This window comes from Nocardiopsis sp. NPDC055824 (genome assembly GCF_053616335.1).
The window spans coordinates 1-10,358 of the sequence record NZ_JBSHDN010000216.1 but is presented as its reverse complement, the minus strand read 5'-3'; the positions used below and the strand labels follow the sequence as shown (position 1 = coordinate 10,358).

Genomic DNA, 10,358 nt, shown 5'->3' with positions numbered 1-10,358 from the left:
CCGCGCCCCCCGCTCGCCAGGGCCCGACACCGGCGCTCCGGGCCTCCCCCCCCGGCCGCGGCGGCGGCCGGGGCCCGCCTCCGCAGGGGCGCCGGAACCGTCCCACCCGGCCGCCGGCCCCGGCGCGGCGGCCGGCGCCCGGTACCGCGCACGGCGGCGGGCCTGACCGGCGCCCGCGCGCCGCCGGTCCGCACGGTCGCGGAACCTGTCCCACCACGAGGAAGGCGAGGGAACCCATGGCGGTCAAGGTCTCGGACCACGTCCTGCAGCGGTTGCGCGAATGGGGCGTCGAGCACGTCTTCTCCTACGCCGGCGACGGCATCAACGGCCTGCTCGCCGCCTGGGGGCGCGCGGAGAACGACCCGAAGTTCGTCCAGGCCCGGCACGAGGAGATGGCCGCCTTCGAGGCGGTCGGCTACGCGAAGTTCTCCGGCAGGGTCGGCGTCTGCGCGGCAACCTCGGGGCCCGGCGCCGTCCACCTGCTCAACGGCCTCTACGACGCCAAGCTCGACCACGTCCCCGTGGTGGCGATCGTGGGGCAGACCGACCGGAGCGCCATGGGCGGCTCCTACCAGCAGGAGGTCGACCTCCTGAGCCTCTACAAGGACGTGGCCTCGGACTACTGCGCGATGGTGACCGTCCCAGAGCAGCTGCCCAACGTCATCGACAGGGCGATGCGCACCGCGTACGCGAGGAGGACGGTGACCGCCGTCATCATCCCCGCCGACGTGCAGGAACTGGACTACTCGCCGCCGACCCACGAGTTCAAGATGGTCCCGTCCAGCCTCGGCCTGTCCTCCCCCGTCCCCGTCCCGAGGCCCGCGGACCTCTCCCGGGCCGCGCAGGTGCTCAACGCGGGGGAACGGATCGCCGTCCTGGTCGGCCAGGGGGCCGCGGGCGCGCGGGCCGAGGTCGTCGCGCTCGCGGAGCGCCTGGACGCCGGGGTGGCCAAGGCCCTGCTGGGCAAGGACGTCCTGCCCGACGACCTGCCGTACGTGACGGGCTCGATCGGTCTCCTCGGCACCCGGGCCTCCTACGAGCTCATGCGGGACTGCGACACCCTGCTGGTGGTGGGGTCCAGCTTCCCCTACTCGCAGTTCCTCCCGGATTTCGACCAGGCGCGCGCGGTGCAGATCGACATCGACCCGCACATGATCGGCCTGCGCTACCCGTTCGAGGTCAACCTCGTCGGGGACGCCAAGGAGACCCTCGCCGCCCTGCTCCCCCAGCTCAAACGCGACAGGAAGCGCAAGGCCTGGCGCAGGAAGGTCGAGAAGGACACGGCGCGCTGGTGGGAGGTCATGCAGCGCCGGGCCGCCGTGGAGGCCGATCCCATCAACCCCGAGTACGTCGTGCACGCCCTGGACGCGCTCCTGCCGGACGACGTGATCCTGACGGCCGACTCGGGTTCGGCGGCGAACTGGTACGCGCGCCACCTCCGGATGCGCGGAACCATGCGGGGGTCCCTGTCGGGCACGCTCGCGACCATGGGGCCGGGGGTCCCCTACGCCATCGGCGCCAAGTTCGCCCATCCGGACCGGCCCGCCGTGGCGCTCGTGGGCGACGGGGCCATGCAGATGAACGGCATGGCCGAACTCGTCACCGCGGCCAAGTACCGGCAGGAGTGGAAGGACCCCAGGCTGGTCGTGGCCGTCCTCAACAACCACGACCTCAACCAGGTCACGTGGGAGATGCGCGCCATGTCCGGGGCGCCGCAGTTCCTGCCCTCGCAGTCCCTGCCCGACGTGCCCTACGCCGACTTCGCGCGCCTGATCGGCCTCGACGGGGTGCGCGTGGAGAGGCCGGAGGACGTCCAGGGCGCCTGGCACAGGGCGCTGGGCGCGGACCGGCCCTTCGTCATCGACTTCCGCACCGACCCCGACGTCCCCCCGATCCCGCCGCACGCCACCCTCGAGCAGATCGAGGCCGCGGCCTCGGCGGTCCTCCAAGGGGACAGCGAGAGCGCCGGCATCGTCAGGCAGGGGGTCAAGGCCAAGATCCAGGACTTCCTCCCGGGCCGGGGGCGCCACCACAAGCGCGGCTGAACGGCCGGAGGGGCCGGACCGGGTGCGGGAGGCCGCCGTGCCGGACGCGGCGCCCGGGACGAGGAGGACCATGGGGGACTCACACGGAAGGCCCGCGCCGCAGACCCTGCGGGACTACGCGCTGCTCGCGGACGGCGAGCGCGGGGCCCTCATCGGCCTGCACGGGGAGATCGTCTGGATGTGCGCCCCGCGCTGGGACTCCGGCGCCGTCTTCGGCGACCTCGTCGGAGGGCCCGGCCACTACACGGTCGCCCCGCGGGGGCGCTTCGTCGGCGGCGGCCACTACGAGCCCGGCACACTGGTCTGGCGCAGCCGCTGGACCACCTCGGGGGGCATCACCGAGTGCCGTGAGGCGCTGGCGTTCCCGGGCGACCCGCACCGGGCCGTGCTGCTGCGGCGCATCACGGCCGTGCAGGGGGACGCCCGCCTCGACCTGCGGCTCGAGCCCGCGGCCGACTTCGGCCGGAGCGGCGCGCCCTCGTTCCACCTGGAGGTGGGCGTGTGGACGGCGCGGTCGGGCGACCTGCGCCTGCGGTGGAGCGGGGCGCCCTCCGCGCACCCCGTGCCACGCGGCGGGGAGCCCGCCGGCCTCGCGGCCGAGGTCTCCCTCGCGGCCGGCGAACACCACGACCTGGTGCTGGAGATCGCCGACTGCCCCCTCGGCGCCGTGGTGGACGCCTCCCGCGCGTGGGAGGCGACGACGGCCGAGTGGTCCAGGACGGTCCCCGCCCTGGACCACGGCCTCGCCCCGCGGGACTCCCGGCACGCCTACGCGGTCCTGCGGGGGCTGACCAGCAGCACAGGGGGGATGGTGGCCGCGGCCACCACCAGCCTCCCCGAGCGCGCCAGGACCGGGCGCAACTACGACTACCGGTACGTCTGGATCCGGGACCAGTGCTACGCGGGCCTGGCCGCGGCCGCGGCGGGGAGCTTCCCCCTCCTGGACTGCGCGGTGGACTTCGTCTCGGCGCGGCTGCTCGAGGACGGCCCGCACATGGCCCCGGCCTACACCGTCGCCGGGGAGCGGATACCCGGCCAGGAGACGCTCGGCCTGGAGGGGTACCCGGGCGGTTTCGACCGTGTCGGCAACTGGGTGAACCGGCAGTTCCAGCTCGACGCCTTCGGCGAGGCGCTGATCCTGCTGGCCACCGCCCACCGGCACGGTCGGCTGGAACCGGAGGGGTGGCGCGCAGCGGACGCCGCGGTCGGCGCCGTCGCCCGGTACAGGAGGAGGCCGGACGCCGGCATCTGGGAGATCGGCGACCGGGCGTGGACCCACAGCAGGCTCACCTGCGCGGCCGGGCTCCGTGCCCTGGCCGGCGCGGCCCCCACCGCGGGCCGCGTGAACGAGTGGACACGTCTGGCCGACGCCATGGTCGCCGAGACCGCCGCCACCAGCCTGCACCCCGGCGGCCGGTGGCAGCGCAGCCCCGAGGACCCGGGGCTGGACGCCTCCCTGCTCCTACCCCCGCTCCGCGGCGCCCTTCCGGCCGGGGACCCGCGGACGGTGAACACCCTGCGGGCCTTCGTCCGCGAACTCACCCACGACCACTACGCGTACCGCTTCCGGCACGACGGGCGCCCGCTGGAGGAGGCCGAGGGGGCCTTCCTGCTGTGCGGGTTCGTGACGGCCCTGGCCGAGCACCAGCAGGGCCACCACGGCGAGGCACTGCGCTGGTTCGAGCGCAACCGCACCGCCTGCGGACCGCCCGGGCTGTTCGCCGAGGAGTACGACATCGGCCAGCGCCAGATGCGGGGGAACCTCCCCCAGGCGTTCGTGCACGCGCTGATGCTGGAGTCCGCCGTCCGGCTGGCCGCCCCCGCCGGGTCCGACCGGGTGTTCCACTGAGGGGTGCGCCGCGCGCCCGCCCGGCACTCCGGACGGCCCGGGGACGGAGGGGGACCGGGGCCGGCCCGGGCGGTCCCCCGGGGCCGGGTCAGCGGATGGCCGGGGGCTCCTCGGTGGAGAGCCGCTCCTGGTCGGCCGCCCAGGAGGCCAGCAGCTTGAGCCCGTCGGCCGCCGGTGAGTCGGCCGGCGCGGTGTAGACGTTCAGCTGCAGGCCCGGCTCGGCGGGGAGTTCCATCGCCTCGAAGTCGAGTTCGAGCAGGCCGACGCCCGGGTGGAAGAGCCGTTTGCGCCCGGAGCGGTGGAAGCGCACGTCCTGTGACGCCCACCTCTGCCGGAACAGCTCGCTGCGGGTCGAGAGTTCGCCGACCAGGGCGATGAGCGACTTGTCGTGCGGGTTGCGGCCCGCCTCCAGGCGCAGCATCGCGGCCGCGTCGCGGACGATCTGGTCGTAGTCGACGAAGAACTCCCGGGCCGCCTCCGGCTGGAGGTAGACGAACCTGGCGGTGTTCGCCGGACGCCGCGGGTCCGCGAGCACGGGGGCGTAGAGGGCCCGGGCGAGCCGGTTCATGGCCAGCACGTCGTGGCGGCCGTTGCGGATCCAGGCCGGGGCGTCGGTGATCGCGTCGAGGACCTGTCGCAGCGCCGGTCGGACGGTCGCGGGGGCGCTGCGCCCGCGGCGCCCGCTCCGCGCGCCCGACTCCCGCGCGAGGGAGAAGAGGTGTTCGCGTTCGGCCTCGTCCAGCTGCAGCGCCGAGGCCAGGGCCTCGAGCACGCCCTCGGAGGCGCCGGCCAGGCTGCCGCGCTCCATGCGCACGTAGTAGTCCACCGAGACCCCGGCGAGCATCGCCACCTCCTCGCGGCGCAGCCCCTTGACCCGGCGGTTGCCCCCGTACGCCGGAAGGCCCGCCTGCCGCGGGGTGATGCGCGCCCGCCGCGAACTCAGGAATTCGCGGATCTCACTGCGCAGGTCCATCGTCGCCATGCCCCCACGGTAGGCGCACCGCCCGCGGCGTGGGAGGTACTGCCGTTACCCGGGACGGCCGCGGGACGGGGACCCGCCCGGCCGGGGACGCGCCGGTCCGGCCACCGGATCCGGTGCGTGGGGGGCACTGCGGGTACCCGGATCACCAGGTACTCCTCCGCAGGTCACCCCTGATCTAGCGTGGCGTACATGAGCATTCCGAGCGTCACTCTCAACAACGGCGTGGACATGCCGGTCCTCGGTTTCGGCGTCTACCAGACCCCGCCGGAGCAGACGATCACGGCCGTGGAGACCGCCCTGTCCACGGGCTACCGGCACATCGACACCGCCGCGGCCTACGGGAACGAGCGCGAGGTGGGCGAGGCGGTGCGCCGCTCCGGTCTGGCGCGCGACGAGGTCTTCCTCGAGACCAAGGTCTGGATCACCGACTACGGCTACGACGAGACCCTGCACGCCTTCGACAAGTCCGCCGGCAAGCTCGGCGTCGAGCAGCTGGACCTGCTGATCCTGCACCAGGCGCTGCCCGGCGAGTTCGAGCTGACCGTCCAGGCCTACAAGGCCCTGGAGAAGCTCCACGCCGACGGCAGGGTGCGCGCGATCGGCGTCTCCAACTTCATGCCCGACCACCTCGACCGGCTGCTCTCCGGGGCCGGGACCGTGCCCGCGGTCAACCAGATCGAGGTCCACCCCTACTTCCGGCAGTCGGAGCTGCTGGAGTACGACCGCGAGCGCGGCATCCTCAACCAGGCCTGGTCGCCGATCGGGGGCATCACGTTCTACCGCGACGGGTCGAAGGGCTCCACCCTGGAGGACCCGGTGATCGGGAAGATCGCGGACGCGCACGGCAGGACACCCGCACAGGTGATGCTGCGCTGGCACATCCAGCAGGGCCGCCAGGTCATCCCCAAGTCGGTGACGCCGTCCCGGATCGCGGAGAACTTCGACGTGTTCGACTTCGAGCTCACCGGCGAGCAGCTCGCCGCCGTCGACGCGCTGGACACCGGCATCCGCGGCGGCCCCGAGGCCGCCGACATCACCCGCGAGAACTTCGGCATCGAGATCCCCGAGGCCTGAGGAGGCCGTCATGCACACGCGCACGCTCGGACAGGGCCTGGAGGTCTCCGCCGTCGGCCTCGGCTGCATGGGCATGTCCCAGAGCTACGGGCCCAACCCGGGGGACCGCGACGAGATGGTCGGCGTGATCCGCCACGCCGTGGAGGAGGAGGGTGTCACCTTCTTCGACACCGCCGAGGTCTACGGGCCCTACGCCAACGAGGAACTCGTCGGCGAGGCCCTGGCGCCCCTGCGCGACCGGGTCGTGATCGCCACCAAGTTCGGCTGGGACATCCAGGACGGCAGGATGGTCGGGACCGACTCCCGGCCCGAGCAGATCAGACGCGTCGCGGACGCGTCGCTGCGACGGCTGGGCACCGACGTGATCGACCTCTTCTACCAGCACCGGGTCGACCCCGACGTGCCGATCGAGGACGTCGCGGGGACGGTCGGCGAACTCGTCGCGGCCGGCAAGGTCCGCCACTTCGGACTGTCCGAGGCGGGCGCCGGGACGATCCGGCGGGCCCACGCGGTCCACCCCGTCACGGCGGTGCAGAGCGAGTACTCGCTGTGGACCCGCGACCCCGAGCCGGAGGTGCTGCCGGCCTGCGGCGAACTCGGCATCGGGTTCGTCCCGTTCAGCCCGCTCGGCAAGGGCTTCCTGACGGGGACCGTGGGTTCCTCGACCGAGTTCGCCGAGGGCGACATCCGCTCCACCATCCCCCGGTTCGACGCCGGCAACATCGACGCCAACGGGGCGCTGGTGGGGCACGTCCGCGCCCTCGCCGAGGCGAAGGGGGCCACGGCGGGCCAGGTCTCGCTCGCCTGGCTGCTCGCCCAGCATCCGTGGATCGTGCCGATCCCCGGCACGCGCCGACGGGGCCGGGTTGCGGAGAACTCCGGGGCCACCCGGATCGCGCTCTCCGCCGACGAGGTCGCCGACCTGGACGCACTCGCCGCACGGGTGGGCGTCCGGGGGGACCGGTACAACGCCCGGGGGATGGCGATGGTCGGCCTCTGACACGCCCGTGGCCGGGCCGGCCCGGGCCCGGTCGGCCCGACCGCAGCGTGGTGGCCGGTCCGCGCGGTTCGGCGCTCCCGGCGGGCTCCGTGGCCGGGTCCGGACACGTCCCGCCCTCGCGCGCCGCCGTCCGCCTCCGGTAGCGTCGGCCCGGTCACCCTTCGGGCGAACAGGAAGGCGCGAGCGAAGATCGAGGCACTGGCCCTGAGCGTTCTGGCTTCGTCTTTCCGGAGCCGTCACAGCTGGCGGAGCCTGCCCGAAAACTCGCCCTCCACCTCGGCCCCGCCACGCTCCTCCAGTTCCTCCTGGTCATCGCCGCGGGCCTGTTCGCCTGCAAGGTCGCCGCGGGAACCGCTGACCTCCTCGTGAGGGTCATGACCCACAAGGCCGCGCAGAGGTGGCCCGGGCTGGAGCGGGCGGAACCCCGGTGCGGCCCGGCCGGGACGGGGCCTCCCGCCGCGCAGCCCCTCATCAGCCGGAACGAGTTCCACGGCGACGGAGCGGGCACCGTCATCCAGGCCGGACGGATAGGCGAGCTGCACATCCACTCCCCCGGACACGGTGGCGCCGGGACGGCCGCCGGGGACGGCGACGGCTGAACTGTCGGGCCGTGCCGTGCGCCCCGTCGGCGGCGGGGTACGCCCGGAAGCGTCCACGGGCGCGGCGGAACCGCACCGGCTACACTCCCCGCGTGCGCAGCGTGTTCGTCTTCCCCCCGGGCGAGCGGTCCGTGACCGCCGCCCTCCTGGACCGGAGCGTGCCCGGGCAGCGCGAGCCGTGGATCCTGGACGGCGTCCTCTACATCGACATCGACGACGAGGAGACGGGCTTCCTGTTCTCCGACTGGGACCCCGAGGACGTGGCGGGCCTCGCAACAGCGGTCGGGCACCGCCCCGCCTGGGCGGTGCAGATCGACGTCTCCGGGCGCGTGTACGGCATCGCGGAGGTCCACCGGGCCGTCGCACTGCTCCTCGCGAACGGCGGTGTGACGGTCGACGACCACTCCGCCCACCCGTGGACACTGCGGGAGATCGTGTCCGGGGCGGTGGTCGAGGGCCGCCGCTTCTTCCGCCCCCGCTTCACCCCTCCCGGTTGGCACGGGCGATGAGCGCTTCGCTGCTTCCGCTCCCCGACTCGGGGAACCCCGTTCTCAGCTGCCCCAGAACCGGGCGGCAACGTCTCTGAAGCCGGCCGGCCTCGAACGGTCGCCTTCGATCAGGTCCACGACATCCAGAGCCTGCTCACCCGTCTTCCCGAGGGATTCCCCGTACAGAACCAGGATCCCCCTTCTGGCGACATCTCTGCACCTCCACACCAGGCCGAGATCTCCTCGGTCGATGACAGCACCATGGGCCACACCATTGACCATCTGAAATATCAGGCTCGAGGAGCACAATCCTCACATGGGGCGAAGGATCAGAAACGAGTGCAGCCATCGCGAGGGCCATGGTCGGCTCCGCCACCTCGAAGAACTGCCTCTGGACGAAGACCGAGTTCTCGAGATCCCAGTAGTGGTCCATGGCATCGTTCTCGGAGCCCTGGGACACCAACTCCATGAAGCACACCGGAACGAAGGACGCGTCACCCGTCATCGTCCTGAACCCCGGCCAGCCCCACAGGCCGGCTTCGAACTCGACCGACTTCACGTTCACTCGAAGACCGTCCACAGGCCGCCTACGGTCGCCCCTGAGACTTCACCCGATGAACGCGTGCGCCAGCCCCTCTCCGACCTCGGGACACTGAGAGATGTCCAGAGAAACGACGACGACCATGAGCTGGCCGGCTCTCACCAGCCCACAGCTAAGAATCCGCAGCCCCTTCCGGCCATGTGAAGTCTTCGGGCGGACCGACGATCGCAGCTTCGATTTTCTGCACCCGGAAATCTGTCAACAGGATCGCCCTCCAGGAAGACGACCTCACGGCGAAAATGCCATTTTCCGAATCCCTGCGCAGGACTTCGAAGAACTCATTCCACCCGAACCTGGCCTCCGCGACATCAGGGTAGGAAGCATACCTGAACCTGTAAGTATCCAAGAACAGCGAACTCTCCGCAACTCCGACATCGAAAGCCTCCCGGACGTCTCCGAACACTCCCTCCAGAATCTCCCCTGGAACGAATTTCAATGATCGACAACCACTCTCACGAAGCATCAAACTGAGCCTCGGGAAGGAAATCTGATACTGCACCGCGCCCCCGATCAAAACAAAATTAAATCCCGGACGGAATCAGAATACCATATCATCAGTAGACATTCCCACCCACGCCGGAATGGCATCTCCTGTCATGCGACCCTGGATTATCACTTCATACTCCCCCCGGAAATCCACCCAAGGCTGTTCATTTGAATGGACATGCACCCTGCCAGAAGGAATTCTTGATCGGATTACAACCCCAGCACCACCGTCCTTGGTTGCCGCAGTTAGTGCAACCCTAGGACTAGTTGTCCAACTCGTATATTCACTGTTCGTCTTACCGTTATGATGCGACTCAGGGGTCGCGCTTCCACCGCGAGGATTCACAACTCCGTTAGTGGCATCCTCAAAAGCAGGGTTCATATCCCCCGTTTGCCCGCTTCTTTCCGAGACTCCGCGATAGACAGTTGTTCCACCACCGCAGTTGTGGTTGAGGACGTTCAGGTCCCCAACGGTCACGTGGAACGTGTGGACGCCTTGGACGGTCAGGTTATGGACCGTCGCAGGCTGGGTCCAGGCCCGGACCGCGGAGACCTGCACCCAGGTGCCCGACGAGGTCTGCAGCCACGTGCCCGGAGCCAGGTCGACCGCGTCGACCCACTGCCCCAAGTCGGGCACCCAGAACGGGTGCTCGTCGGTCGCGATGACCACGTCCCCCGTCGTTACCGGGCCAGGGATGCCCGACTGCTCGGCCTGCTGCCCTTCAGTTTCGGAACCGGTATCCTCATCAGCCGCTTCGCGCTCGGTGGTCGGGTCCACCGTGATCTGCACCAGGTGCTTGGCACCCGACCCGATGATGGTGGCCAGCACCGTCCGCGCGGTCTGCTCACCGGTCTCCGGATCGGTCGCCAACACCTTCTCGCCGACATCGACCTCTTCGATGGGTCTGGTCGACCCGTCGGCCATCAGCACCCGTGTACCGGGCACAAAGCTGTTACCGGGTGCGCAGAGGTTGTCGATCTTGCCCGCCAGGCCACCCACGAACATCGACGCGACGTTCAGCGCCGTCTCACCGCACGCCCCCAGATCACCCGTGGTGAAGCACTCCAGGCCGACCGTGATCCCCAGCTCGTCCGCCACCAGCTGCGCCAGCCCCGCCGCTGCGGCGGCGATCAGCTTGTTGCGGGCCTCGACCTTCTCCTGCGCTCGGCGCCTCGGGGAACGCCGGATCCCGGATCCGCCGGGTCAGCGATCGGGGACCGGAGGGGGGTGGGC

10 protein-coding genes are annotated in these 10,358 nt (G+C 71.2%); 6 read left to right on the top strand and 4 right to left on the bottom strand.

Annotated features, from left to right (window positions below; all coding sequences use genetic code 11):
* Positions 1–236: 236 nt before the first annotated feature.
* Both ACWGL3_RS27775 and ACWGL3_RS27770 read left to right on the top strand, forming a co-directional pair.
* Complete coding sequence (locus ACWGL3_RS27775) at positions 237–2,045, top strand: thiamine pyrophosphate-requiring protein (RefSeq protein ID WP_267945207.1); 1,809 nt, start codon at positions 237–239, stop codon at positions 2,043–2,045.
* A 70-nt stretch (positions 2,046–2,115) separates the two neighbouring features.
* Positions 2,116–3,894 carry a glycoside hydrolase family 15 protein gene (locus ACWGL3_RS27770; RefSeq protein ID WP_452461966.1) on the top strand — a complete coding sequence of 593 codons (1,779 nt, stop codon included), beginning with the start codon at positions 2,116–2,118 and terminating at the stop codon, positions 3,892–3,894.
* Positions 3,895–3,982: 88 nt separating this feature from the next.
* On the opposite strand, the gene ACWGL3_RS27765 is transcribed toward ACWGL3_RS27770, so the two are convergent.
* Positions 3,983–4,867 (bottom strand): helix-turn-helix transcriptional regulator, encoded by an 885-nt coding sequence (locus ACWGL3_RS27765; protein ID WP_267950422.1) that lies wholly within the window; start codon positions 4,865–4,867, stop codon positions 3,983–3,985.
* A gap of 198 nt (positions 4,868–5,065) precedes the next feature.
* On the opposite strand from ACWGL3_RS27765, the gene ACWGL3_RS27760 reads away from it, so the two are divergent.
* From ACWGL3_RS27760 to ACWGL3_RS27745, 4 genes are all read left to right on the top strand, one after another.
* On the top strand, positions 5,066–5,950 hold the full coding sequence (locus tag ACWGL3_RS27760) for an aldo/keto reductase (RefSeq protein WP_267945209.1): 885 nt from the start codon (positions 5,066–5,068) through the stop codon (positions 5,948–5,950).
* Positions 5,951–5,960: 10 nt separating this feature from the next.
* Positions 5,961–6,950 (top strand): aldo/keto reductase, encoded by a 990-nt coding sequence (locus ACWGL3_RS27755; protein WP_352986669.1) that lies wholly within the window; start codon positions 5,961–5,963, stop codon positions 6,948–6,950.
* 374 nt (positions 6,951–7,324) lie between these two features.
* Positions 7,325–7,549 carry a hypothetical protein gene (locus tag ACWGL3_RS27750; RefSeq protein ID WP_267945211.1) on the top strand — a complete coding sequence of 75 codons (225 nt, stop codon included), beginning with the start codon at positions 7,325–7,327 and terminating at the stop codon, positions 7,547–7,549.
* Between the two features lie 92 nt (positions 7,550–7,641).
* A complete protein-coding gene (locus ACWGL3_RS27745; RefSeq protein WP_267945212.1) occupies positions 7,642–8,058 on the top strand; it encodes a hypothetical protein in 417 nt (138 codons plus the stop codon).
* A gap of 42 nt (positions 8,059–8,100) precedes the next feature.
* On the opposite strand, the gene ACWGL3_RS27740 is transcribed toward ACWGL3_RS27745, so the two are convergent.
* From ACWGL3_RS27740 to ACWGL3_RS27730, 3 genes are all read right to left on the bottom strand, one after another.
* Positions 8,101–8,319 (bottom strand): hypothetical protein, encoded by a 219-nt coding sequence (locus tag ACWGL3_RS27740; protein ID WP_267945213.1) that lies wholly within the window; start codon positions 8,317–8,319, stop codon positions 8,101–8,103.
* A 431-nt stretch (positions 8,320–8,750) separates the two neighbouring features.
* The gene (locus ACWGL3_RS27735) at positions 8,751–9,101 is read right to left on the bottom strand and encodes a hypothetical protein (RefSeq protein ID WP_267945214.1); all 351 of its coding nucleotides are present in this window, start codon (positions 9,099–9,101) and stop codon (positions 8,751–8,753) included.
* Between the two features lie 75 nt (positions 9,102–9,176).
* Entirely contained in the window at positions 9,177–10,223 is a 1,047-nt protein-coding gene (locus ACWGL3_RS27730; RefSeq protein WP_267945215.1) for a polymorphic toxin-type HINT domain-containing protein, read from the bottom strand.
* Positions 10,224–10,358: the final 135 nt, after the last annotated feature.